Below are 22500 nucleotides of genomic sequence, written 5' to 3'. Positions count from 1 at the left end.
GTGCCGTGCGGGAACTCGGAGTAGCTTAAGAACGTTGCGAGCTGCCCATTGAAGGGGAACCATGACTGAGATGAACGGCGCTGTCCTGCGTCACGAAGGGGGAGAGCTCCAGCTTCCCCGCATTGCCGCTGTTGAAGGAAACGACGGCTATGACGTCTCGAAGCTGCTGAAGGAGACCGGCGCCGTCACCTTCGACCCGGGCTTCATGAACACCGCTGCCACCACCTCGGCTATCACCTTCATCGACGGCGATGAGGGGATCCTGCGGTACCGCGGCTACCCGATCGAGCAGCTGGCCCAGCACTCGAGCTTCCTCGAGGTCTCCTACCTCCTCATCTACGGGAACCTGCCGACGGGGTCCGAGCTCGATGAGTTCGACCAGAAGATCCGTCGCCACACCCTCCTGCACGAGGAGCTCAAGAGCTTCTTCGCGGGCTTCCCCCGCGATGCGCACCCGATGCCGGTGCTGTCCTCGGCCGTCTCGGCGCTGTCGACGTTCTACCAGGACTCGCTTGACCCGTTCAACGAGGAGCAGGTGGAGCTCTCCACCATCCGGCTCATGGCCAAGCTCCCCGTGATCGCCGCGTACGCGCACAAGAAGTCGGTCGGCCAGGCCCTGCTCTACCCGGACAACTCCATGAACCTCGTGGAGAACTTCCTGCGCCTCTCCTTCGGACTGGCCGCGGAGCCGTACGAGCTCGACCCGCTTGTCGTGAAGGCGCTCGACACGCTCCTGATCCTGCACGCGGACCACGAGCAGAACTGCTCGACGTCGACCGTACGCCTCGTCGGGTCTGCGAACGCGAACATGTTCGCTTCCGTTTCCGCGGGCATCAACGCACTCTTCGGCCCGCTCCACGGTGGTGCCAACGAGGCCGTGCTCAACATGCTCCGCCGCATCCAGGCCGACGGCGTCAGGCCTGAGGACTTCATGGAGAAGGTCAAGAACAAGGAAGACGGGGTCCGGCTGATGGGCTTCGGACACCGCGTCTACAAGAACTACGACCCCCGCGCCAAGATCATCAAGGCCACGGCCCACGAGATCCTCGGCAAGCTGGGCGGCAACGACGAGCTCCTGGACATCGCGATGCGGCTCGAGGAGAAGGCCCTCGCGGACGACTACTTCATTCAGCGCAAGCTCTACCCGAACGTCGACTTCTACACGGGCCTCATCTACAAGGCGATGGGCTTCCCGGAGAAGATGTTCACGGTGCTCTTCGCGATCGGCCGACTGCCGGGCTGGATCGCCCAGTGGCGCGAGATGATCAACGACCCGCAGACCAAGATCGGGCGCCCCCGCCAGCTCTACGTGGGTGAGGAAGCGCGCAACTACCCCGCGCGCTGATCCCACCCGCCCCGGGTACGACAACGGCCGGTGCCTTCCCTTGGGGGGAGGCGCCGGCCGTTGCCATGGGAGACTCAGACGGGCTGGTAGCCCATCGGGTTGCTCTTCTGCCAGCGCCAGTGGTCCTCGCACATCGCCTCGACGGTCCTTGTCGTGGACCAGCCCAGATCGGCCAGGGCGGCCGACGGGTCGGCCCAGAACGCGGGGAGGTCGCCGGCGCGGCGCGGCGCGATCTCGTACGGGATCGGGGCGCCCACGGCCTTCTCGAACGCATGGAGCATCTCGAGCACGCTCGTGCCGCGGCCCGACCCGAGGTTCCAGCGGAACACGCCGGCATGGTCCTCGAGGTACGTGAGCGCGGCCGCGTGGCCTTGGGCGAGGTCGACGACGTGGATGAAGTCGCGCTGGCATGTGCCGTCCGGCGTCTCGTAGTCCCCGCCGAAGACCATGAGCTTCTCGCGGCGGCCCACGGCGACCTGGGCGATGAAGGGGACGAGGTTGTTCGGGATCCCCTGCGGGTCCTCGCCGATCCGACCCGAGGGATGGGCGCCGACCGGGTTGAAGTAGCGCAGCAGTGCTATATGCCATTCGGGGCTGGATGCGCCGAGGTCGGAGAGGATGTCTTCGATCTGCTCCTTGGTGCGCCCATAGGGGTTCATCGCCCCGATCTCCATCTTCTCGACGTACGGCGCAGGATTGCGGTCTCCGTAGACCGTGGCCGAGGAGGAGAACACGATCTTGCGGACGCCGTGCCGCTCCATGACGCGCAGGAGGGAGATCGTCCCCGAGACGTTGTTGAAGTAGTAGTCGAGTGGGATGGCCGATGACTCCCCGACGGCCTTGAGCCCGGCGAAGTGGATCACGGCCTCGGGGGGATGCTCGGCGAAGACGGCGTCGAGCGCCGCCTCATCGGTGATGTCTGCTTCGACGAAGGTGGCATCGCGGCCCGCGAGCTCGCCCACGCGGCGGAGGGACTCCGGGCTCGAGTTGGACAGATTGTCGACGGCGACCACGTCGTGGCCCCCTTCGAGCAGGGTCAGGACCGTGTGGGAGCCGATGTAGCCGGTGCCTCCGGTGACGAGAATGCGCATGGTCTAGATCCTATCGATGGGCACAAGTGTGCTACCTACATGAAGACGACCTCGTGCGTGAGGGCCGAGCGGCTCCTGGCCGCCGTCGAGGGCCTCGGGCTCCACGCCATGCTCCAGAGCCGCTGGCTCGACGCCCAGCTGTGCGTCGACGTGGTCCGGGCGCAGGTCTCGAGCATCGGGGCGGGCAGCCGCTGAACGGGCGAGGAGGCCACCGCCCACCGTCCTCCACTGGAATGCCTCCACAGGAATACACTGGGAGAAGACCGGCAAGGAAGCGATGCGACTATGCACCACACTGGCGGACCCGGCTGGCGGATCACGATGGACACGTCCGGCCCTATGCTGCTCGCGCTCTACCTCAAGGACCATGCAGGGCTCGACGGTGCTGGCATGCCGCCGGTCGCTCCAGCACAGCCGCGGGTCCGCGAAGCTGACCACCATCAGCTCACGCAGCATGTGGGCGGCCTCCCCGCGCTCCGCCGCGAGTGGGAGGCCTGGTGGCAGCACCTGATCGAGAGCCATCCCGAGATGAGCCCCGCCGTCGAGCCGCCTGCCTTCGGTGCCTTCGGGGAGGCGCCGGCGCTGCAGCGATCGCTTCAAGCGCACTTCGGCGCAGCGCTGACATGGGCACGGGAGCGTCGCGCCGAGTACGAGCGTCTCGAGAGGAAGCGCGAGGCCGTCGGAGCCACCAATGTGCTGCGTGAGATCGTCGAGGAGCGCCAGCTCGAGGTCGGCACCGCAGCGCGGGACTTCAACCTCACGATCATCGAGCTTCCCCTCAGCGAGGACCGAGCGTGGCTCGTCAACGCGGACAAAGTCATCATGAGCCAGAGCCTGCTCGAGGACAGAGAGGCGTTCAGGAGCTACCTCAAGCCGGTGGTTGAACTTTTAATGTGAGTCATGGGGACGATCCTTGTGGCCGCGATGCCTTTCGCGGGCCACGTCAATCCCGTGGCATCCCTTGCGGGGGAGCTCGTGCGGAGGGGCCACGAGGTCCATGCGTACACAGGCGCGAAGTACGCCGAGCGCTTCGAGCATGTAGGGGCGCGGCCCTCACTGTGGCGTTCGGCCCCCGACTTCGACGACGCACGTCTGGCGGAGACCTTCCCCGTCATCGGGGACGGACACGGATTCCGGGCCACCCTCGCGAATCTCAGACACGTCTTCATCGGCACCGCGCCGGCTCAGACGCATGACGTCGCGCGGCTGGCCGCCGCCGTCCGCCCGGATGCCGTCGTGGCCGATGCCCTGTGCCTCGGTCCCGGGATGTGGGCGCAGCGCGAAGGCATCCCGTGGGCCTCGGTCTCACTCGTGCCGCTGAGCCTGCACAACCCCTGGGGTCCTCCCACTGGCCTGCCGTTCCTTCCCGCGGACGGAGGGCCGGCAGCCCTTCGAAACCGGGTCCTCGCATCGGTGCTCACGGCCGGGCCCGGAAGCGTGCTGAGGGCCTTCGTGAATCGCGCCCGCGCGGCCGCCGGGCTCGGACCAACGCGGCGCCCGGGCCTCGACTCGCTCTACTCCGCGCGGCTCACGCTCGCCCAGGGGATTGCCGAGCTTGAATACCCACGGCCTTCGCCGGTGCCTGGTGTCGAGTTCATCGGAGAGCTGGCGCCGTCATCCGAGGGCGCCCTCCCCGACTGGTGGGGCAGCTGGCCGGCGGGAAGCCACGTTGTGCACGTCACCCAAGGGACTCTCGACGTCGATCCCGACGAGCTCCTGCGGCCAGCCGTCCTGGGCCTCGCGGGCGGTGCCGCGGCGACGGCGATGCGGCCCGTCGTCGTGCTCTCCACAGGCGGCGGACCGGGCGTCAGTGCGCTGCCGGAGGGCGTCTTCGCAGCCGACTTCCTGCCGTACGGGCGCATCCTCGGGGAGGTCAGCGCGGTGGTGAGCAATGGCGGGTACGGTACCGTGCTCGCGTCCCTCGCCGCGGGCGTCCCGCTCGTCATTGCCGGCGGCGCGATCGACAAGCCGGAGATCGCGCGCCGCGTGGCCTGGTCTGGGGCCGGCATGGATCTCAAGACGGGACGGCCTACGCCCGCGCAGGTGCAGGACGCCGTGGCGAGGGTCCTCGGGGAGCCCGCCTACCGGCGTCGTGCGCGGGAGCTCGGAGAAGCGATTGCGGCGGCCGGCGGCAGCGCCCGCGCTGCCAACCTCGTCGAGGAGCGCCTCTTGCGTTGAGAGGTGGATCCGGGTTGCTGGGAGGTGACTCCGCGTTGGGCTACGGCGCCTCGGCGACGGTGATCGTCACGATGTCCGTGGGCGCCGCGGAGGCGGTCCAGCCCTTGTTGCCGTCGCGCAGCCACGTGTGGCCCGCATAGTCGATCTTGGTGATCGCCAGCTGCTTGGCGTTCGCCACGGCCCACTGGGCGATGGACCAGCCCTGGGCGTCGCTCGCGGGGAGCGTGAGGGTCTTGCCGGCGGCGGTAGCCTGCATCGCGCCGTACGCGAGGATCAGCTGGCTCTTGACCGTCACAGGATCCCCGGCAGCGTCCGGTGCGCGCAGCGTGCAGGTGAGCGCGGCCTGCGACTGGCCCGTCAGGGCCGAGGCGAACGCGCGCCCCATGTCCTCGTGCTGGGCATACCCTTGGGGGTACCCCGACTTCTGGACCTTCTGCGCGGCGTCGGTGATCGGCAAGCTCTCGTAGCCCTCGATCTTGATGAGCACGTCATAGAACGCGTTCGTCGCATAGACGGGGTCCATGATCTGCGCCTCTGTGCCCCACCCCTGTGACGGGCGCTGCTGGAACAGCCCGCGCGAGTCGGGACCAGCCGTGTCGCCGTAGCCGATGTTGCGCAGCTTCGACTCCTGCATCGCGGTCGCGAGCGCGATCGTCGCGGCTCGGGGTGGCAGGCCGCGGTGCACCGAGATCGCCGTGATGAGCGCGGCGTTCGCCGTCTGGTCCGTGGCGAGGGACTGGGTCGCGTTGCCGAGCGGCGCCGTGCAGCCTTCGACGACGGGGGCGGGGCTGCGGTTGAGCACGAGCGAGGTGATGTAGAGGCCCACCGCGACGAGGGCCAGCGCCACGAGGACGGTGAGGGCGCGCCGCACTCTGCGGGCGAGGGCCATCCGGGTGCTCCTTGAACTCAGGCTGGGGGTTTGGTGGTGAGGGGACCACATGCACGACGGCGGTGCGCGCCTGGGCGCGCGGCAGCCGTCGTGCGCGGTGTCAGTTGGCGTGCAGCGCCTCGTTGAGCTCGACCGTCTGGCCCGCGCGGGGAAGCGCCTCGACCTGTCCGTTCGTCGAGTTGCGGCGGAAGAGCAGATTCGGCTGGCCCGAGAGGTCGATGGCCTTGACGACCTTTTCGGCGTTCTCGCCGAATGCGTCCTTGAAACCGCTGATGCGCACGCGCGTGCCCGCAGTCACGTACAGGCCCGCCTCGACCACCGAGTCGTCGCCGATCGAGATGCCCACACCCGAGTTGGCGCCCAGGAGGACGCGTTCGCCGAGCGAGATCCGCTCCTTGCCGCCGCCCGAGAGCGTGCCCATGATCGATGCGCCGCCGCCGACGTCCGTGCCGTCGCCGACCACGACGCCCGCTGAGATGCGGCCCTCGACCATCGAGCTGCCGAGCGTACCGGCGTTGAAGTTCACGAAGCCCTCATGCATCACCGTGGTGCCCTCGGCGAGGTGCGCGCCGAGCCGTACGCGGTCGGCGTCGGCGATGCGCACGCCGGAGGGGAGCACGTAGTCGACCATGCGGGGGAACTTGTCCACGCCGAACACCGTGACGGCTCCGCGGCGGCGCAGCCTGGCTCGGGTCGTCTCGAACTCGGAGGTGTGGCACGGCCCGAAGTTGGTCCATACCACGTTGGGGAGCTTGCCGAACACGCCGTCGAGGTTGATCGTGTTGGGCTGCACGAGACGGTGGGAGAGGAGGTGCAGGCGCAGGTAGGCGTCCGCCGTGTCGGCGGGGGCCTGGTCGAGGTCGATCTGGACGAAGACGACCTTCGTCTGGGTGCTGCGATCGGCGTCGTCGCCGTTGTCCGCGGCCGCGACGAGGTCGGCGGGGGCGGAGTCCACGACGGCGTCGTCCGCGAGGTGCGCTGCGGCCTCGCCGAGCTGCGGGGCCGGGAACCAGACGTCGAGCACGGTCGCCGTGCCTTCCCCATCAGCGGACGGAGCAACGTGGATCGTGGCGAGCCCGAAGCCGTGGGCAGCGCGGGATGCGGCAGTGCTTTCAGTCATGGTCCCCAGTCTATCGGCGGGCGCGATGAGCCCTCGAACTATGCTGGGCGGGTGACTTCCGCCCCCTCACCCGCCCTTCCGCTCAACCTCAGCCAGGAGGTCTCGCTCCTCACCGCAGCGCTCGTCGACGTCGAAAGCGTCTCCGGCGGGGAGACGCCGCTCGCCGACGCAGTCGAGGCTGCGCTGCGCGCGCAGACCTCGCTCGAGGTGACGCGCGACGGCGACGCGATCGTCGCGCGGTCGCGTCTGGGGCACTCCGATCGGGTCATCCTCGCCGGACACCTCGACACGGTGCCGCTGCCCGCGACGGCGGGTGCCCGCGGCACGGTCCCGTCGTCGTGGGACGGCACTCCGGGGGAGGGTGTCCTGTGGGGACGCGGCACGACGGACATGAAGGGCGGGGTCGCCGTGCAGCTCGCCCTCGCGGCCCGCCTCTTCCCTTCGAACGCGGGTACCGGGCACGACGGCGCAGGCGCGCCTGCCGCTGCTGCGACCGCTGGGCGCGATGTCACGTTCGTCTTCTACGACCACGAAGAGGTGGAGGCCGCCAAGAGCGGGCTTGGAAGGCTGGCGCTCAACCGTCCGGACCTGCTCGCGGGCGACTTTGCCATCCTTCTCGAGCCGACCAACGGCACCGTAGAGGGCGGCTGCAACGGCACGCTCCGGGTCGAAGCCACGACGGTCGGGGAGGCGGCGCATTCGGCACGGGCGTGGATGGGGAAGAATGCGATCCACGCTGCGGCGCCGATCCTTGCCCGGCTCGCGGCCTACGAGCCCGCCACGGTGACCGTCGACGGCCTCGACTACCGCGAGAGCCTGAACGCGGTCGGGATCTCGGGCGGCACTGCGGGCAATGTCATCCCCGACCGCTGCGTCGTGACGATCAACTACCGCTTCGCGCCCGACAAGAGCCTCGAGGAGGCCGAGGCTCTTGTGGGCGCACTCCTGGACGGCTTCGACGTGGTCCGCACCGACGGCGCACCGGGTGCCCGGCCGGGGCTCACCCACCCGGCGGCCGCCGCGTTCGTCGCCGTCGTGGGCCGGGAGCCTCTGCCCAAGTATGGCTGGACTGATGTTGCCCGCTTCTCCGAGCTCGGGGTCCCGGCGGTGAACTTCGGCCCGGGGGACGCGCTCCTCGCGCACAAGGATGACGAGCGAGTGGCCGCCGAGGACGTCCGCGCCTGTCTGTCCGCACTCGAGGTCTGGCTCACCGCCTAGCCCCGCGGTATCCGTTGAGTTCGGCCCCATCGCCCTGCCAGGAGAACGTTCTGGGGGTCGTCTCCTGCGGATGACCCGCGGGAGACGACCCCCAGAACGTGACTCTCAGGAGCTGACCTCCAGAAGCTGGACTCCAGAAAGGTGACTCTTGGAGTGGGTCAGATGCCCGTTGCCGCAGCCTCGGCGGCGGCAGTGGGGGTGCCCTTCTTGGGCTTGGCCACCCGCTGGCTGGCCCGTAGGCGGCTCTCTGCATACTTCGCGAGGCCCGAGAGGATGAGGCACATGCCCACGTACAGCACGCCGGCAACGAGCGCGGCGGGCACGATGGGGGAGCCGTACTGCGCCTGCGAGCCGAAGTACTTCGCCTGGAACAGGATCTCGTTGTACGTCACGATGAAGCCGAGCGCCGTGTCCTTGAGGGTCACTACGAGCTGCGAGATGATCACGGGAAGCATCGAGCGCACGGCCTGGGGCAGCAGGATGCTCTGCATGACCTGGGACTTGCGCAGGCCGATCGCATAACCAGCCTCGCTCTGGCCCTTGGGGAGCGCCTCGATCCCGGCACGGAAGACTTCCGCGAGGACCGAACCGTTGTAGAGGATCAGGGCGACGACCACGGCAACGAATGGCGGCCAGTTCACGTGGAAGAGCGGCGGAAGCCCGTAGTAGATCATCATCATGAGGATGAGGACCGGGATCGCGCGGAAGAGCTCGGTGAACCAGTGGAACGGCCGGGACACCCATGCGCGGTCCGAGAGCCGTCCGATCGCGAGGGCCATGCCCAGAACGAGGCTTCCGACCGAGGCTACCGCGAACGCCGAGAGCGTCGCGCCCACCGCTTGGAGAATCGTCTGCTGGACCAAAGGGAAGGTGAAGATCTTCCACTTCGCCGCGCTGAATTGGCCGGACTCGGCGAATCGCCAGATCACAAACGCGACGATGGCCAGGATCACGACGCTGCCGACGATTCCCAGCAGGAGGTGCCGGGAGCGGGCCTTGCGGCCCGGGGCGTCGTAGAGGACGGAGCTCATCGGGCCACCTTCCACTTCTTCTCGAAATAGCGTTGCAGCTGGGCGAGGACCAGGACGAGGATCACGAAGAACAGCGCTACCCATAGGAGGCCCTCCATGGCGGGGTACCCGCGCTCGGAGAGGTTGGCGCGGATCGCACCCGCCTCCGCGACCGAGAACCCAGCGGCGACCGTGGTGTTCTTCAGGAGCGCGATGAGAACGCTGAACAGCGGCGGCAGCACACTCCGGAACGACTGCGGAAGGATCACGAGGTTCAGGGTCTGGGTGAAGGTGAGGCCGATGGCGCGGGCGGCCTCGGCCTGCCCGACCGGGACAGTGTTGATGCCGGAGCGGAGCACCTCGGCGACGTAGGTCGCGGTGTACAGGCTCAGGCCGATCGTCGCAGCCGTCATGAAGTCAATCTGCGGAAGTCCGAGTTTGGGGTACCCGAGCGCGAAGAAGAACAGGACGAGCGTCAGAGGGGTGTTGCGGATGACGTTCACGTACAGCGTCCCGAAGGCCCTCAGGGCAGGGACGGGGGAGACGCGCATTGCGCCCACGACCGTGCCCAGGATGAGGGCGAAGAACCCGGAGACAAGGAACAGGATGATCGTGTTCCGGAATCCGGTCGTGAAGAGATCGAGATTGTCGAAGAGGGTGCTCACGGCAGCCTTCGCTTTCTAGCCGAAACGGCGGTGGGCGGGGCGGCCATCGCCCCGCCCACCAGTGCCTGTCAGTAGTTGTCGACGGCGGGCTGCGTGACCTTCGTGCCCGACTTGCCGAGCGTCGAGTCGTAGACCTTCGCCCACGTGTCCTTGCCGTTGGTCAGGGTGTCGTTGAAGAACTTGCGCAGCGCTGTGTCGCCCTTAGTCAGGCCGATGCCGTACTTCTCCGTGGTGAACGGCTGGCCGACCACCTTGAGGGCATCCGGCTCCTGGGCGGCGTATCCGAGGAGGATGGCCTGGTCAGTCGTGACAGCGTCCGCCTGACCATTCTTGAGGGCCTCGACACACTGCGAGTAGGTGTCGAACTCGGTCGTCTTGGTGTCCTTGAAGTTCGCCTTGATGTTCTGGATCGGCGTCGAACCGGTGGCGGAGCACACGGTCTTGCCGGCGAGGTCCTTCTCGCTGTTGATCGTCGTGTTGTCCTTCTTCACGAGCAGGCCCTGCCCGGTGATGAAGTACGGGCCGGCGAAGTCGACGAGCTGCTTGCGCTTGTCCGTGATGGAGTACGTGCCGATGTAGAAGTTGATGTCGCCGTTCTGGATGGCGGACTCCCGGTTGGCCGACGGGATCGCCTTGAACTCGATCTTGTCGGGGCTGTAGCCGAGCGAGGCAGCCATCCACTTGGCGATCTCGATATCGAAGCCGCTGTACTCGCCGGAGGCCGCGTCCTTGAAGCCAAGCCCGGGCTGGTCCTGCTTGACGCCGATGACGACCTTGCCCGCGGACTTGATCTTGTCGAACGTGGGGCTGCCCGTGAGCGAGACATTGGTGGCGACCGTGTACGGAGCGGCGGACTCGGACGAGCCGCCGCCACCGCCCGAGGTGCCGCCGCAGGCGGATAGTGCCAGTGCGAAGACCGCTGTAGCGGCGGTCAGCACGGCTTTCTTGGTGCCGAAGAGTGCCATTTCGAGCATTCCTTTCATCACGGGCCGCAAATGGCCCAGGTGCGAGCGTGGGTTGATGCGGGCAGATGCCGTCAGTGGGTGAGCAGCTTGGACAGGAAGTCCTTTGCGCGGCTGCTCTGCGGGTTGGTGAAGAACTCCTCAGGCTTTGCCTGCTCGACGATCTGGCCGTCCGCCATGAACACGACGCGGTCCGCTGCCTTGCGGGCAAAACCCATCTCGTGGGTCACGACGATCATCGTCATCCCCTCCTTGGCCAGCTGGACCATGACGTCGAGGACCTCGTTGATCATCTCGGGGTCCAGAGCTGAGGTGGGCTCGTCGAAGAGCATGACCTTGGGCTTCATCGCCAGAGCGCGGGCGATCGCGACACGCTGCTGCTGACCGCCGGAGAGCTGGGCAGGCAGCTTGGGTGCCTGATGCGCGACGCCGACCCGCTCGAGGAGCGCCATGGCATCCTTCTCCGCGGTGGCCTTGTCCACCCCCTTGACCTTGATCGGCCCGAGAGTGACGTTCTCGAGGATCGTCTTGTGGGCGAACAGGTTGAACGACTGGAAGACCATGCCGACGTCCGCGCGGAGCCTGGCGAGCTCCTTGCCTTCTTCGGGGAGCTTCTTCCCATCGATGAAGATCTCGCCGCCCTCGATGGTCTCAAGGCGGTTGATCGCGCGGCAGAGTGTCGACTTGCCGGAACCGGACGGGCCGATGACCACCACGACCTCGCCCTTGTTCACCTCGAGGTTGATGTTCTGGAGCACATGGAGCTGGCCGTAATGCTTGTTCACGTCCTTGACAGAGACGAGCGGGCGCGCCGAAGTGTCGGTTGTCATAGAGAAAATGTAACGGAGATTGCCTCGGGCGGGGCTCACGCAGGGAACGCATGCCGGAATCGTGATTGAAGCGAGACTAGCCTTGGGTGCATGAGCAGCGATTCCCAGCAGGGCGTTCCGAACGGCGAGCCGAGCAGCTCGCGCGGTGGATCACAGGTTCCGTGGCGCAGGAAGGGCCCTATCGAGCTGCGTCGCCGCCAGACGCAGCAGGGCACTGCTGACCAGCACCTGCTTGACACGAAGGGTGCCGGCCGGTTCGTGCACACCGATCCGTGGCGCGTGATGCGGATCCAGAGCGAATTCGTCGAGGGATTCGGTGCGCTCGCCGAACTCGGCCCGGCCGTCAGCGTCTTCGGTTCGGCCCGCACGAGGCCCGGCACCGAGTTCTATGAGACTGCGGTCATGATCGGACGGCTCCTCGCCGATTCCGGCGTCGCAGTGATCACCGGCGGAGGGCCGGGTTCGATGGAGGCCGCCAACCGGGGTGCGGTCGAGGGTGCGGGCACGTCCGTGGGGCTCGGCATCGAGCTTCCGTTCGAGACCGGGCTGAACTCATGGGTCGACCTCGGCATCAACTTCCGCTATTTTTTTGCCCGCAAGACGATGTTCGTCAAGTACGCTCACGGCTTCATAGTGCTTCCGGGTGGGCTCGGCACACTGGACGAGCTGTTCGAGGCCATGGTGCTCGTCCAGACCGGCAAGGTGACGCAGTTTCCCATCGTGCTCGTCGGATCGGCGTTCTGGAGCCCGCTTGTGGACTGGATCCGTGGGACGCTCGTGGGCGAGGGCATGATCTCCGAGTCCGACGTCGACCTCATCGCGATCGTCGATGACCCGCACGAGGCCGTGCGACGCGTTCTCGCGGGTCTGGGCGAGACCGAGCGCCGCGGCGGCATGTTCGGGAGTGCTGAGGTCGACGACGAGGGGTGGCCCGAGGACGAGCCCGGCAGCGCGGAGGGCGCGTGAGCTTCTTCCTCGTCTTCCTCGCGATCCTCCTCGCGGGCGGCCTCGCATGGTTCGCCGTCGACGTCGCGCGCGGTTCCTCGCGCGGCAACCAGCCCGAGGGCCTGGCCGAGCCGCCCGCCGACCTGGCGCCGGTGCTCCTGCCCGAACACCCCAATCCGGAGGACATCGACGCGATCCGCTTCGCGCTCGCGTTCCGCGGCTACCGTATGGACCAGGTCGATCAGGTGCTCGTCAGGCTGCGGGACCGGATCGGCGTCCAGGCGGCTCTCATCGAGGCCTTGACGGCCCAGCTGAAGTCGACGAGGGCCTCTGGCATCCGCCCCGGAGGCGCGGACGGTGCGGTGCATGACGGCTGATACGGAGCGCGTGCCCCAGGAAGTCCGCCCGACCGGGCTTCACGCTGCGCTCGGAAGATGGGTGCGCGGGGCCGCGGGCAGGTTCAAGGAGCTCCCGTGGTGGGTCCAGGTCCTCGCCGTCTACGCGGCAAGCCGCGTGACGAGCTTCTGCATCCTCTCCGCGGCCGCGCTCCAGCAGGGCACCAACCCCTGGTTCCCGCCGGTGCCCGACTACTGGCACTTCGTCCAGATCTGGGACTCGGAGTGGTATGGCCGGATCGTGCAGAACGGCTACCCCTCGGTTCTCCCGCACGCGGCGACGGGAGAGGTGGAGCAGAACAGCTGGGCGTTCTACCCGGTCTTCCCCCTGCTCGTGCGCGCGCTCGCCGGCATTCCCGGGATGCCTTGGCAGGCGTGGGCACAGGTCGTGGCGCTCCTCGCGGGGTTCGCCGCCGCCGTCGTGCTCTACCGTCTGTTCCGCCACCGCGCAGACCACGCGGACGCGCTCTGGGGCGTGGCACTGGTGGCGTTCTTCCCGATCTCGGCGATCCTGCAGATCCCTTACGCAGAATCACTCGGACTGCTCTTCCTGGCCTGGGCCCTCCTCTGGATCGTCGAACGCAGGTACCTCTCGGCGATACCGGTCGTCGTGGTCATGGCGCTCACGCGCCCCGTCGGGGTCCCCTTCGCCCTGATGATCGGCATGCTCTTCCTCGTCAGGCTCGCCCGCCGTCGGGCGGAGGGCACGACGCCGGGCGAGCTGGGCCGCCTGTTCGCGCTCGGCATCGCCGCGGTCGCCGCGGCGATGGCGTGGCCGGCCATCGCCTGGATGGCAACCGGCCAGCCTGACGCGTACACGGCGACCGAGACCGTCTGGCGCGGTGGCGGGACCCTGATCCCGTTCCTGCCGTGGTTCGATACCGGCCAGTACCTGTTCGGCCCGGCGCTGGGGCTGGTCGCACCCGTCGCCCTTGTGGCACTCGCGGCCCTGTACTTTACGAGTGCACACGTGCGGCGCATCGGCCTCGAGATGGAGATGTGGTGCGTGGCCTACGTGGTCTATCTCCTCGCGTTCCTCCACCCTCAGACCAGCACGTTCCGCATGATGCTGCCGCTGTTCCCCCTGGCCCTTGCGGCCGCCGGACTGTCCAGCTCACGCGCATACCGGTGGGCCACCCTCGTGCTGTTCGTGCTGCTGCAGATCGTGTGGGTCGTGTGGCTGTGGGTCTGGGCACAGCTCCCCGGAGGCGGCGACTGGCCGCCGTAGAAGCGCCTTCGAATCGGCACGCCCGTTCCGGTCGCTGGATACTACGGGGTATGCCTGCTGGTAATGTTGTCAGCAGCACATCGTGCGGACGACCAACTGGAGGGGAAGAGCACATGGCAGCCATGAAACCGCGTACCGGTGACGGGCCGATGGAGGTCACGAAGGAGGGCCGGAGCCTGATCATGCGTGTTCCCCTTGAGGGCGGCGGTCGGCTGGTTGTGGAGCTCAACGCCGATGAAGCGGCCGAGCTCAAGCAGTGCCTCGTCGGCGTCACCGAATAGCCAACCCGCGGTGGCAGAGCCGCGCTGATGCTCGAAGGGCCGGTCCTCTGGGACCGGCCCTTCGACGTTCCTCGGCGGCCTTCTTCGGCAGCGTTCCCGGACCCGTGCGGCGCCCCGTAGGGCTCTGGGCGAGGCCTAGAGGCGTGCGGCCACGATGAGGCCGTCGCCGGTGGGGAGGATTGACGCGCAGAGCCGCTCATCCGTGCGCAGGGCCCGGTGGAGCTCCCTCAGCCGCACTGTGGTGGGCTCGCGGTGCGCCGGGTTGGACACGCGGTCCCGGTCGAGGGCGTCGTTGACCACGAGCAGCCCTCCCCGACGCAACAGCCGGATGCCCTGCTCGGCGTAGAGCAGCGCATTGGCCTTGTCTGCGTCGACCAGGACGAAGTCGTAGGCACCGTCCGTGAGGCGTGGGAGGACTGCCGCAGCCCGGCCCGGGATGGCTCGAACCCGGTTCGCGGGTACGCCGGCCTCGGCGAACGCCTCGCGTGCGGCCTTGAGGTGCTCGACGTCATGGTCGATCGTCGTGAACACCGCGGTGGAGGGCAGCCCGCGCAGGATGCAGACGCCCGAGACGCCCGCCCCGGATCCGATCTCGACTGCGGCCTGGGACTTCGACGACGCGGCGAGGACGGTCAGGACTGCGCCGACCCCCGGACTCACAGGCGTGATCCCGAGGTCGAACGACCGCTCGCGGGCCCTTGCCTGCACCGCGTCCTCCGATGCGAACGCCTCGGTGTAGGACCAACTGGTGGACTTGTTGGAGCTCATGGATCGCTTTCGCCTCTGTGCCGGTCAGGGGGGCTGACCAAGCCTATCGTTCGAGCGCCAAGCGGCGCCTTGTACGCTGGGGGCGGAACACCGAGCGAACTCCCAGCGACAACTGGCAGACTGGGGTATCCGAGCGGCGTCGTCGACACCGGCCCCCATTGAGGCCGGCAGCACGGAACGGCAGCGCCGCACCGAAGCAGCGAAGGCAGGTGCGTGGACGTGTCAGCTCGAATGGCTGCGGCCACCCAGACCCCCCACGAGACCCCCGAGGGCGAGCCCTGGGTTCCCCCGACGTGGGAAGAGGTGGTCACCCAGCACTCGGCCAAGGTGTACCGCCTCGCGTACCGTCTGACCGGCAACCAGCACGACGCCGAGGACCTCACCCAGGAGGTGTTCGTCCGCGTGTTCCGTTCGCTCGAGAACTTCAAGCCGGGCACCCTCGACGGCTGGCTCCACCGCATCACCACCAACCTCTTCCTCGACCAGGCCCGCCGCAAGGGCCGCATCCGGTTCGACGCGCTCGCCGAAGACGCCGAGTCACGCCTTCCCGGCCGCGACCCCGGCCCCGAGCGCTCCTACGAGATGAACAACCTCGATCTGGACGTCCAGGCCGCCCTGGAGGAGCTGCCTCCGGACTTCCGCGCCGCCGTCGTGCTGTGCGACCTCGAGGGGCTCTCCTACGATGAGGTCGCCGATGCGCTCGGGGTCAAGCTCGGGACCGTCCGCAGCCGCATCCACCGCGGCCGGACGCTCCTGCGTGAGAAGCTCGCCCACCGTGATCCCCGCCGTGGCGCTGCGAAGAAGCGCCTGGCGCTCCCGCGCGTCGCCCGCGGCACCCGCTAGGAAGCCCCTATGGCTCTTCCACGATGGAGGGACATCCTCCCCGACGAACATCCGGAGTCCGCCGCGCACGTGAGGTGCTGCCCCGAGTGCCGCGGTCGGCTTGAGACCGAGCGCAGGTACCTCGCGTCCCTCCGTACGGCCCAGGTGCCGGACGTGAGCCACTCCCTCCACGAGCGGCTCCTCGAGCACACCCAATACCTCGCGGCCAGGGCCGAGCTCGCCGAGAGCAGCGAAGGGCGCGGCCGCAGTGCGGCCCGCGCAGGACTGTCGGCGCTGGCCGGGGTGGCGGCCTGTGCGGCGGCGCTGGCAGTGACGGCCTACGCACTTGCAGGGGAACCGCAGCACCGGTCGGTGGCCGGAAGCGGGGCGCCAGCGCTCGTCCGCACCTCCAGCGGAGCCGATCGGTGGGTGCGGGATGTGCCCGGGTTCTCTGTGCAGACGGCCTCAAGCAGTGAAGAGCCGCTCGATCGGATCGGGCGCGGACTGCGCGTGGTCTTCGGCGCATCGGGCCGCCCCTGATGCGACGCTTTCCAACGGAATCGCCCGCTCCCGCGGGCAGAAGGTAATGTTGCACGCGTGTTCGGAATCAACGGCCCTGAATTCCTGATCCTGCTGGTCATCGGCATCCTCGTGATCGGCCCCAAGCGGCTGCCCGAATACACCCAGAAGCTCACGAATATCGTGAAGGAGCTGCGCCGCATGGCCTCCGGGGCCAAGGAGCAGCTCAAGGAGGAAACGGGCGTCGACCTCAACGAGGTGGACTGGCGCAAGTACGACCCGCGGCAGTATGACCCCCGCAAGATCATCCGTAATGCCCTCCTCGACGACGAGGGCGGCGCTGACGCCGCTGCTGCTCCGAACGCTGTTGCGGCCGCAGCGGCAGGTGCCCCCGCCTTCGCTGTTGCCGCAGCCGCCCCGGAGCGTACTGTGGAGCGGCTCTCTGCCGGTGAGAAGGCACCGTTCGACTCCGAGGCGACCTGAGCCCGAGGCCGGCCGCGCCGCTGCCCAGGCAGTCAGGGCGCGGGAGTCACTCCGAGGCTCCGGCCTGCGAGTCCGCGGGGCCTGGTGGCGAGCCGATCCGCGATGGCGCGCAGGGCAACAGCCGCCGACGAGCCGGGCTGTCCGAGCACGATCGGCACGCCCGCATCGCCGCCCTCGCGTAGCGCGACGTCGAGCGGCACCTGCCCGAGGAGCTCCACGGGAGTCCCGAGTGCAGCGCTGAGCCTCTCGGCCACACGCTGGCCTCCACCGGAGCCGAACACGTCCATGACTGTTCCGTCCGGGAGCGTCAGGCCCGCCATGTTCTCGATGACCCCGGCCACCTTCTGTCCCGTCTGCGCGGAGACCGAGCCCGCCCGCTCGGCAACCTCCGCGGCGGCGGCCTGCGGCGTCGTCACGATGAGCAGCTCGGCATTCGGCAGGAGCTGCGAGACCGAGATCGCCACGTCTCCCGTGCCGGGCGGCAAGTCGAGGAAGAGGACATCGAGGTCCCCGAAGAAGACGTCACCGAGGAACTGCTCAAGCGCGCGGTGGAGCATCGGCCCGCGCCAGGCTACCGCCTGATTGCCGTCCACGAACATGCCGATCGAGATGACCTTCACGCCATGTGCAATGGGCGGCAGGATCATGTCGTCCACGCTTGTCGGCGTGCCGGTCGCACCGAGCAGTCCCGGGACCGAGAAGCCGTGCACATCCGCGTCGACGATGCCGACGCGGAGCCCGCGGGACGCCAGCTCGGTCGCGAGGTTCACCGTCACCGAGGACTTGCCGACGCCGCCCTTGCCGCTGGCCACCGCGTACACCTTGGTGAGCGAGTCCGGGCGGCTGAAGGGGATGCCGCGCTCCGGCCGCAGCCGCTCCCTGAGCTCCTGCCGCTGCTGCGGGGTCATGACGTCGAGCACGACGTCGGTCTCCTCCACCCCGGGGACGGCACCGAGCGCCGTGTGCACGTCGCCCTCGATGGTGCCCCGCAGGGGACACCCGGCGATGGTGAGCAGGACGCCGACGGTGACCCGGGCGCCGTCGACCGTCACTGACTGGAGCATGCCGAGCTCGTCGATGGGACGGCGGAGCTCCGGGTCGATCACGCCGTGCAGGGCAGCCCGCACGGCGTCCTCCGAAACGGGCACGGAGTGAACTCCGCTCATTCTGTGCTCCCTGCGTCGCGGACCCGGGGGATCTGCTGGGTCTTCGGGGCGCGCTGCTTTCGCTCCTTGCGGGGCCTCCCGTCCGAGCGGACCCGGTCAGAACGGCCCTCCGACTCCGGCTCGTCCGGATCGTTCGCGAGGTCCTCGACGAGCGAGCGCAGCTCGGCCCTGACGAAGTCGCGCGTCGCGACCTCGCGCAGCGCGAGGCGCAGGGATGCGAGCTCGCGGGTGAGGTACTCGGTGTCGGCGAGGCTGCGCTCGTTGCGGGACCGGTCCTGCTCGATCTGCACCCTGTCGCGGTCATCCTGCCGGTTCTGGGCAAGGAGGATGAGGGGGGCGGCGTAGGAGGCCTGGAGGGACAGCAGGAGGGTCAGGAGCGTGTAGTTGAGCGACTTCGGGTCGAACTGCAGGTCCTCAGGGCCCAACGTGTTCCAGCCCAGCCAAACCACGCAGAACAGCGTCATGTACAGCAGGAAGCGCGGCGTTCCCATGTAGCGCGCGAAGTTCTCCGCGAAGCGGCCGAATGCATCGGGATCGGGGCGGGGGATGAGCCGCGTGCGCTGCTCGAGGGGGGTATCCAGACCGGGCAGCTTGCGGGGCTCAGCCAAAGCGTCCTCCGAACTTCTTCACGGGCTCGCCATCCTCGTGGACGCGCCAGTCGTCGGGCAGGAGGTGGTCGAGGAGGTCATCAACGGTCACCGCCCCGACGAGACGGCCGTCCTCGTTGACAACGGCAATGGAATTGAGGTTGTACTGCGCCATGGCCCTTGCCACGTCGCCGATGGGTGCCAGGTCGTGGATGGGCTCGAGGTTCTTGTCCACGAGGGTGCCGAGCTGCTCGGGCGGTGCGCTGCGAAGGAGCTGCTGGATGTGCACTGTCCCGAGGTAGCGCCCCGTGGGGGTCTCGAGCGGGGGCCGGCAGATGTAGATCGACGAGGCCAGCGCGGGACTGAGCTCCTCGCGGCGCACGTGGGCCAACGCCTCAGCGACCGTGGCTTCCGGAGGGAGCACCACGGGAACCGGCGTCATGACGGAACCGGCGGTTCCCTCGTCGTACTGGAGGAGCCGGCGCACGTCCTCGGCTTCCTCGGGTTCCATGAGCTGCAGGAGCTCCTCCGCCTTGTCCGCGGGGAGGTCGGCGAGAAGGTCTGCGGCGTCGTCGGGGTCCATTTCCTCGAGGACATCGGCCGCGCGCTCGAGGTCCAGCGCGGAGAGGATCTCGACCTGGTCGTCCTCGGGGAGCTCTTGGAGGACGTCTGCAAGGCGCTCGTCCTGCAGCTCCGAGACGACCTCGAGCCGCCGCTGGTCGCTCATCTCCTGCATGGCGTCGGCGAAGTCTGCGGGCTTGAGGTCCTCATGCGTCGCAAGGAACTGGGCGGCGCCGCGGCCCTGACCCGCGCCACGCCGCGTGTCCTCCCAGTCGACGAGAAGCGTCTCGCCACGCCGAAGGCCACGGAGGCCCCGGCCGCCGAGGAGACGCCGCACGAACAGCTTGCTCACGAGCCAGTCGCCGTTGCGCTGCTGGTCGATGGCGAGGTCCTCGATGGTGGCCTCGGTGCCGTCCTCTACGAGGGTCACGTGGCTGTCGAAGACGTCCCCGAGGATGAGCTGCTCCGCGCCGCGCTGCTCGAACCGGCGCAGGTTGATGAGGCCGGTCGTGATGATCTGCGACTGGTCCATGCTCGTCACGCGGGTCATGGGCACGAACACCCGCCTCTTCCCAGGGACCTCCACCACGATGCCGACAGACTGGGGAGGGCGCACGCCGCGGGGGATTACGACGACGTCGCGAAGCCGCCCTACGCGGTCGCCGGCAGGGTCGAAGACGTCGAGGCCCAGGAGCCTGGCGACGAAGACACGGGTGGGGGTCCAACTCACGCACTTAGGCTACTCCAGCTCAAACTCAGCGCTCACTCTGAGCGGAAACACACATATTGCGCGGCGACTCGCGTAAGAATGGAGGCATGTCCAACTTGTTCGGTTCCGCGAAGCCCACCGACGAGGCCCGCGCGCTCCCGCACGGCGAAACCGTCGGCTCCTACACTTCCTACCTCGATGCGCAGAAGGCCGTGGACTACCTCGCCGACCAGCAGTTCCCGGTCGAGCTGGTCGCGATCGTCGGCAATGACCTCAAGCTCGTTGAGCGGGTCACCGGCCGCCTGAGCTACCCCCGGGTGGCCCTCAACGGGGCCCTGAGCGGCATGTGGTTCGGCTTGTTCGTGGGCGTGCTGCTCTCGTTCTTCACGCCAAACGGCAGCTATTTCTCGATCATCACGTCCGTGCTCATGGGCGCGGCCTTCTTCATGCTGTTCGGCATCGTGACGTATGCGATGCAGCGCGGCAAGAGGGACTTCACGTCGACGAGCCAGGTGATCGCGAGCAACTATGACGTCATTGTCGGCCAGGACGTGGCCCACGAGGCGCGCAGGCTCCTCGCCCAGCTCCCCATGGGCCAGGGGGCGGTCCAGAGTGGCCAGCACCAGCAGAGCGGCTATGGCCAGCCGGGCGGCTACGGCCAGCAGGGTGGCCAGCACCAGCAGGGTGGTTATGGCCAGCCGGGCGGCTATGGTCAGCAGGGTGGTTATGGTCAGCAGCAGCCGGGCTACGGCCAGCCGTGGCAGCCTCCGCAGCATGACGAGCCAAAGCGGCCGTCCGGATGGACCGATCCGTACGGCGTGAACGCTGGTGGCGAGCCGCAGCCGGAAGCCGCGGAGCCGAAGGCCGTGCCCGCTCAGCCGGCCCACGAGCCGCGCGCCGGCTACCACGATCTCCCTGACGGCCGCCCGCAGTACGGCGTGCGCGTGGAACCAGAGCCAAAGCCGGAGGGGGAGCCCCGGCCCGCCGGGAAGGGCGACGACGAGGCCAACCCGAGCGCGTAGCTCCACCGCGGGTCTCCCACCCACAGAACGCTGCATCAGGACATCCCGCTTCAGCCAGCGCTGTCGCGGCCTGCCCTGATGCAGCGTTCGCTTGGTGGCGCTGCGTGCGGGTCAGCGCAGGGACGCCATCCAGGCCTCGACATCGCTCGGGGTGCGGGGGAGCGCGGCGCTGAGGTTCACGGGGCCCTCGGCCGTCATGAGGACATCGTCCTCGATGCGCACGCCGATCCCGCGGTATTCCTCAGGGATGGCAAGGTCTTCCGCCTTGAAGTAAAGGCCCGGCTCGATCGTGAAGACCATGCCCGGTGCGAGTTCGCCGTCGAGGTAGAGCTCACGGCGCGCCTGAGCGCAGTCGTGCACGTCGAGGCCCAGGTGGTGGCTCGTTCCGTGCGGCATCCAGCGGCGGTGCTGCTGGCCGGTCTCCGAGAGCGCCTCGGCCGCGGACACGGGCAGGATGCCCCATTCCTCGAGCCGGGCGGCGAGCACCTCCATCGCCGCCGTGTGCACGTGGCGGAACTTGACGCCGGGCTTCGCGGCGGCGAAGGCTGCGTCGGCGGCGTCGAGGACCGCCTGATAGATGCGGCGCTGGATCTCCGAGTAGGTGCCGTTCACGGGAACGGTTCGGGTGATGTCCGCGGTGTAGAGGGACTCGCCCTCGACGCCTGCGTCCACGAGGAGCAGTTCGCCCTCGCGTACCGCGCCGTTGTTGCGGATCCAGTGGAGCACTGTCGCGTTGTTGCCCGCGGCCGCGATCGTCTCGTAGCCGAGGTCGTTGCCCTCCTCGCGGGCTTTGGCGAAGAACGCGCTCTCCACGACGCGCTCGCCGCGGCGGTGCGTGACGGCCCGCGGGAGCGCCCGGACGATCTCCTCGAAGCCCGCCGCGGTCGCTGCGACTGACTCTCGCATCTGCTCGACCTCCCACTCGTCCTTGAGGAGGCGGAGCTCGGAAAGCGCCTCGGCGAGCTGGTCGTCGAGGGCATCGAGCGTGCTGAGGTCCAGGGCGTCCGGGTCCTGTGCCGTGTTGTAGCGCGCCGTGTCCACGAGCGCGTCGATGTTCTCGTCCACCTTGCGCACGAGGCGGATCGAGATTCCGCCGATCTGCACCGCGCCGACGCCCTTCGTGACGGCGACCTCGAGCCCGTCGAGATGCGCGGTCGCGATTCCCAGACGAGCCTCGATCTCGGCGAGGGTGGGCCGCGCGCCAACCCAGAACTCGCCCGAGCGCGCGTCGGCATAGAACTGTTCGCTGTCGCGGCCGGCGAGCGGACGGAAGTAGAGGGTCGCGCTGTGGTGGCCGCCGCCGTCGCCCGTGCCCTCGTCAACAGGCTCGAGGATGAGCACGGCGTCGGGCTCATGGTCGAGGCCGAGGCCGGTGAGGTGCGCGAACGCCGAATGGGGACGGAATCGGTAGTCGGTGTCATTGGAACGGACCTTCGGCGGCCCGGCCGGGATGATGAGCCGCTCGCCCGGGAAGCGGTCGGAGATCGCACGACGGCGCCGCTCGGCGTGGTCTGCCACGTCGTCGCGCGCCGGGAGCGAGGCATCTGCAGGCGCCCACTTCGAGGCCATGAATGCCTTGAACGCGTCCGAGGTCGGGCGCTGCGAGCGGTTGTTGACACGCTCTTCCATGGGCTGCTGTGCGGCTGCGGGCTGGCCGGGATCGCCGGCTGCGGAATCTGAAACACTCATTACGCCATTGTTCCACC

Annotated in this window: 25 protein-coding genes; 13 read left to right on the top strand and 12 right to left on the bottom strand. The window is 68.4% G+C overall.

Going from position 1 to position 22500, the window contains the following annotated elements:
- The first annotated feature begins 61 nt into the window (after nt 1-61).
- Nucleotides 62-1345, top strand: coding sequence for a citrate synthase (locus tag AB5L97_RS12770; RefSeq protein WP_307957967.1), 1284 nt, complete (start codon nt 62-64; stop codon nt 1343-1345).
- A 74-nt stretch (nt 1346-1419) separates the two neighbouring features.
- Here the strand turns inward: AB5L97_RS12770 and galE are convergent, their stop codons facing one another.
- Complete coding sequence (gene galE, locus AB5L97_RS12765; protein ID WP_369044944.1) at nt 1420-2436, bottom strand: UDP-glucose 4-epimerase GalE; 1017 nt, start codon at nt 2434-2436, stop codon at nt 1420-1422.
- 39 nt (nt 2437-2475) lie between these two features.
- On the opposite strand from galE, the gene AB5L97_RS12760 reads away from it, so the two are divergent.
- The 3 genes from AB5L97_RS12760 to AB5L97_RS12750 all read left to right on the top strand — a co-directional run bounded on the left by AB5L97_RS12760 (nt 2476) and on the right by AB5L97_RS12750 (nt 4614).
- Nucleotides 2476-2631, top strand: coding sequence for a hypothetical protein (locus AB5L97_RS12760; protein ID WP_369044943.1), 156 nt, complete (start codon nt 2476-2478; stop codon nt 2629-2631).
- 90 nt (nt 2632-2721) lie between these two features.
- Nucleotides 2722-3333 carry a hypothetical protein gene (locus AB5L97_RS12755; protein ID WP_369044942.1) on the top strand — a complete coding sequence of 204 codons (612 nt, stop codon included), beginning with the start codon at nt 2722-2724 and terminating at the stop codon, nt 3331-3333.
- A 3-nt stretch (nt 3334-3336) separates the two neighbouring features.
- Complete coding sequence (locus AB5L97_RS12750) at nt 3337-4614, top strand: glycosyltransferase (protein WP_369044941.1); 1278 nt, start codon at nt 3337-3339, stop codon at nt 4612-4614.
- Nucleotides 4615-4654: 40 nt separating this feature from the next.
- Here AB5L97_RS12750 and AB5L97_RS12745 read toward each other — a convergent pair whose 3' ends face one another.
- Nucleotides 4655-5503 (bottom strand): hypothetical protein, encoded by an 849-nt coding sequence (locus tag AB5L97_RS12745; protein ID WP_369044940.1) that lies wholly within the window; start codon nt 5501-5503, stop codon nt 4655-4657.
- Between the two features lie 100 nt (nt 5504-5603).
- Nucleotides 5604-6623 carry a 2,3,4,5-tetrahydropyridine-2,6-dicarboxylate N-succinyltransferase gene (gene dapD, locus AB5L97_RS12740; RefSeq protein WP_369044939.1) on the bottom strand — a complete coding sequence of 340 codons (1020 nt, stop codon included), beginning with the start codon at nt 6621-6623 and terminating at the stop codon, nt 5604-5606.
- A gap of 51 nt (nt 6624-6674) precedes the next feature.
- Between dapD and dapE the strand changes: the two genes are divergently transcribed.
- Nucleotides 6675-7841, top strand: a complete 1167-nt coding sequence (dapE, locus tag AB5L97_RS12735; protein ID WP_369044938.1) for a succinyl-diaminopimelate desuccinylase — start codon at nt 6675-6677, stop codon at nt 7839-7841.
- 158 nt (nt 7842-7999) lie between these two features.
- Here the strand turns inward: dapE and AB5L97_RS12730 are convergent, their stop codons facing one another.
- The 4 genes from AB5L97_RS12730 to AB5L97_RS12715 form a co-directional block, all read right to left on the bottom strand.
- Nucleotides 8000-8872, bottom strand: coding sequence for an amino acid ABC transporter permease (locus AB5L97_RS12730; protein WP_307957959.1), 873 nt, complete (start codon nt 8870-8872; stop codon nt 8000-8002).
- Entirely contained in the window at nt 8869-9516 is a 648-nt protein-coding gene (locus AB5L97_RS12725; RefSeq protein ID WP_307957958.1) for an amino acid ABC transporter permease, read from the bottom strand. The genes AB5L97_RS12730 and AB5L97_RS12725 overlap by 4 nt, the downstream gene beginning before the upstream one ends.
- 68 nt (nt 9517-9584) lie before the next feature.
- Complete coding sequence (locus tag AB5L97_RS12720) at nt 9585-10481, bottom strand: glutamate ABC transporter substrate-binding protein (protein ID WP_307957957.1); 897 nt, start codon at nt 10479-10481, stop codon at nt 9585-9587.
- A 71-nt stretch (nt 10482-10552) separates the two neighbouring features.
- Nucleotides 10553-11308 carry an amino acid ABC transporter ATP-binding protein gene (locus AB5L97_RS12715; RefSeq protein ID WP_307957956.1) on the bottom strand — a complete coding sequence of 252 codons (756 nt, stop codon included), beginning with the start codon at nt 11306-11308 and terminating at the stop codon, nt 10553-10555.
- 90 nt (nt 11309-11398) lie between these two features.
- Between AB5L97_RS12715 and AB5L97_RS12710 the strand changes: the two genes are divergently transcribed.
- The 4 genes from AB5L97_RS12710 to AB5L97_RS12695 all read left to right on the top strand — a co-directional run bounded on the left by AB5L97_RS12710 (nt 11399) and on the right by AB5L97_RS12695 (nt 14157).
- Nucleotides 11399-12274, top strand: a complete 876-nt coding sequence (locus tag AB5L97_RS12710) for a TIGR00730 family Rossman fold protein (protein ID WP_369044937.1) — start codon at nt 11399-11401, stop codon at nt 12272-12274.
- Complete coding sequence (locus tag AB5L97_RS12705) at nt 12271-12630, top strand: DivIVA domain-containing protein (RefSeq protein WP_369044936.1); 360 nt, start codon at nt 12271-12273, stop codon at nt 12628-12630. The genes AB5L97_RS12710 and AB5L97_RS12705 overlap by 4 nt, the downstream gene beginning before the upstream one ends.
- The gene (locus tag AB5L97_RS12700; RefSeq protein WP_369044935.1) at nt 12620-13876 is read left to right on the top strand and encodes a hypothetical protein; all 1257 of its coding nucleotides are present in this window, start codon (nt 12620-12622) and stop codon (nt 13874-13876) included. The genes AB5L97_RS12705 and AB5L97_RS12700 overlap by 11 nt, the downstream gene beginning before the upstream one ends.
- Nucleotides 13877-13989: 113 nt before the next feature.
- Nucleotides 13990-14157 carry a DUF3117 domain-containing protein gene (locus AB5L97_RS12695; protein WP_307957952.1) on the top strand — a complete coding sequence of 56 codons (168 nt, stop codon included), beginning with the start codon at nt 13990-13992 and terminating at the stop codon, nt 14155-14157.
- A 135-nt stretch (nt 14158-14292) separates the two neighbouring features.
- On the opposite strand, the gene AB5L97_RS12690 is transcribed toward AB5L97_RS12695, so the two are convergent.
- Complete coding sequence (locus AB5L97_RS12690) at nt 14293-14925, bottom strand: O-methyltransferase (protein ID WP_307957951.1); 633 nt, start codon at nt 14923-14925, stop codon at nt 14293-14295.
- 219 nt (nt 14926-15144) lie between these two features.
- Here AB5L97_RS12690 and sigE point away from each other — a divergent pair, with 219 nt between their 5' ends.
- Genes sigE through AB5L97_RS12675 form a run of 3 tightly spaced genes read left to right on the top strand, consistent with a single transcriptional unit; the run spans nt 15145 to nt 16749 of the window.
- Nucleotides 15145-15768 carry an RNA polymerase sigma factor SigE gene (gene sigE, locus AB5L97_RS12685; protein ID WP_307957950.1) on the top strand — a complete coding sequence of 208 codons (624 nt, stop codon included), beginning with the start codon at nt 15145-15147 and terminating at the stop codon, nt 15766-15768.
- Nucleotides 15769-15777: 9 nt separating this feature from the next.
- Entirely contained in the window at nt 15778-16287 is a 510-nt protein-coding gene (locus AB5L97_RS12680; RefSeq protein WP_369044934.1) for a hypothetical protein, read from the top strand.
- A gap of 57 nt (nt 16288-16344) precedes the next feature.
- Nucleotides 16345-16749, top strand: coding sequence for a twin-arginine translocase TatA/TatE family subunit (locus tag AB5L97_RS12675; protein ID WP_307957948.1), 405 nt, complete (start codon nt 16345-16347; stop codon nt 16747-16749).
- A 32-nt stretch (nt 16750-16781) separates the two neighbouring features.
- On the opposite strand, the gene AB5L97_RS12670 is transcribed toward AB5L97_RS12675, so the two are convergent.
- Genes AB5L97_RS12670 through AB5L97_RS12660 form a run of 3 tightly spaced genes read right to left on the bottom strand, consistent with a single transcriptional unit; the run spans nt 16782 to nt 19793 of the window.
- Nucleotides 16782-17915 carry an Mrp/NBP35 family ATP-binding protein gene (locus AB5L97_RS12670; RefSeq protein ID WP_369044933.1) on the bottom strand — a complete coding sequence of 378 codons (1134 nt, stop codon included), beginning with the start codon at nt 17913-17915 and terminating at the stop codon, nt 16782-16784.
- Nucleotides 17912-18523 carry a DUF1003 domain-containing protein gene (locus AB5L97_RS12665; RefSeq protein ID WP_307957946.1) on the bottom strand — a complete coding sequence of 204 codons (612 nt, stop codon included), beginning with the start codon at nt 18521-18523 and terminating at the stop codon, nt 17912-17914. Before AB5L97_RS12665 ends, AB5L97_RS12670 begins: the two co-directional genes overlap by 4 nt.
- Nucleotides 18516-19793, bottom strand: coding sequence for a magnesium transporter MgtE N-terminal domain-containing protein (locus AB5L97_RS12660; RefSeq protein ID WP_307957945.1), 1278 nt, complete (start codon nt 19791-19793; stop codon nt 18516-18518). Before AB5L97_RS12660 ends, AB5L97_RS12665 begins: the two co-directional genes overlap by 8 nt.
- An 86-nt stretch (nt 19794-19879) precedes the next feature.
- On the opposite strand from AB5L97_RS12660, the gene AB5L97_RS12655 reads away from it, so the two are divergent.
- The gene (locus AB5L97_RS12655; protein WP_369044932.1) at nt 19880-20794 is read left to right on the top strand and encodes a general stress protein; all 915 of its coding nucleotides are present in this window, start codon (nt 19880-19882) and stop codon (nt 20792-20794) included.
- A 111-nt stretch (nt 20795-20905) separates the two neighbouring features.
- On the opposite strand, the gene AB5L97_RS12650 is transcribed toward AB5L97_RS12655, so the two are convergent.
- Nucleotides 20906-22483, bottom strand: coding sequence for an aminopeptidase P family protein (locus AB5L97_RS12650; protein WP_369044931.1), 1578 nt, complete (start codon nt 22481-22483; stop codon nt 20906-20908).
- Nucleotides 22484-22500: the final 17 nt, after the last annotated feature.

Source organism: Sinomonas sp. P10A9 (assembly GCF_041022165.1).
Taxonomy (GTDB): domain Bacteria; phylum Actinomycetota; class Actinomycetes; order Actinomycetales; family Micrococcaceae; genus Sinomonas; species Sinomonas puerhi.
This window is presented reverse-complemented; position numbering and strand designations above follow the sequence as displayed.

What these genes read in the sequence shown, in the direction of transcription:
- AB5L97_RS12770 (WP_307957967.1), top strand. Translation starts at nt 62, where the DNA reads ATGACTGAGATGAACGGCGCTGTCCTGCGTCACGAAGGGGGAGAGCTC.
- galE (WP_369044944.1), bottom strand. Translation starts at nt 2,436, where the DNA reads ATGCGCATTCTCGTCACCGGAGGCACCGGCTACATCGGCTCCCACACG.
- AB5L97_RS12760 (WP_369044943.1), top strand. Translation starts at nt 2,476, where the DNA reads ATGAAGACGACCTCGTGCGTGAGGGCCGAGCGGCTCCTGGCCGCCGTC.
- AB5L97_RS12755 (WP_369044942.1), top strand. Translation starts at nt 2,722, where the DNA reads ATGCACCACACTGGCGGACCCGGCTGGCGGATCACGATGGACACGTCC.
- AB5L97_RS12750 (WP_369044941.1), top strand. Translation starts at nt 3,337, where the DNA reads ATGGGGACGATCCTTGTGGCCGCGATGCCTTTCGCGGGCCACGTCAAT.
- AB5L97_RS12745 (WP_369044940.1), bottom strand. Translation starts at nt 5,503, where the DNA reads ATGGCCCTCGCCCGCAGAGTGCGGCGCGCCCTCACCGTCCTCGTGGCG.
- dapD (WP_369044939.1), bottom strand. Translation starts at nt 6,623, where the DNA reads ATGACTGAAAGCACTGCCGCATCCCGCGCTGCCCACGGCTTCGGGCTC.
- AB5L97_RS12730 (WP_307957959.1), bottom strand. Translation starts at nt 8,872, where the DNA reads ATGAGCTCCGTCCTCTACGACGCCCCGGGCCGCAAGGCCCGCTCCCGG.
- AB5L97_RS12720 (WP_307957957.1), bottom strand. Translation starts at nt 10,481, where the DNA reads ATGGCACTCTTCGGCACCAAGAAAGCCGTGCTGACCGCCGCTACAGCG.
- AB5L97_RS12715 (WP_307957956.1), bottom strand. Translation starts at nt 11,308, where the DNA reads ATGACAACCGACACTTCGGCGCGCCCGCTCGTCTCTGTCAAGGACGTG.
- AB5L97_RS12710 (WP_369044937.1), top strand. Translation starts at nt 11,399, where the DNA reads ATGAGCAGCGATTCCCAGCAGGGCGTTCCGAACGGCGAGCCGAGCAGC.
- AB5L97_RS12700 (WP_369044935.1), top strand. Translation starts at nt 12,620, where the DNA reads ATGACGGCTGATACGGAGCGCGTGCCCCAGGAAGTCCGCCCGACCGGG.
- AB5L97_RS12695 (WP_307957952.1), top strand. Translation starts at nt 13,990, where the DNA reads ATGGCAGCCATGAAACCGCGTACCGGTGACGGGCCGATGGAGGTCACG.
- AB5L97_RS12690 (WP_307957951.1), bottom strand. Translation starts at nt 14,925, where the DNA reads ATGAGCTCCAACAAGTCCACCAGTTGGTCCTACACCGAGGCGTTCGCA.
- AB5L97_RS12680 (WP_369044934.1), top strand. Translation starts at nt 15,778, where the DNA reads ATGGCTCTTCCACGATGGAGGGACATCCTCCCCGACGAACATCCGGAG.
- AB5L97_RS12670 (WP_369044933.1), bottom strand. Translation starts at nt 17,915, where the DNA reads ATGAGCGGAGTTCACTCCGTGCCCGTTTCGGAGGACGCCGTGCGGGCT.
- AB5L97_RS12655 (WP_369044932.1), top strand. Translation starts at nt 19,880, where the DNA reads ATGTCCAACTTGTTCGGTTCCGCGAAGCCCACCGACGAGGCCCGCGCG.
- AB5L97_RS12650 (WP_369044931.1), bottom strand. Translation starts at nt 22,483, where the DNA reads ATGAGTGTTTCAGATTCCGCAGCCGGCGATCCCGGCCAGCCCGCAGCC.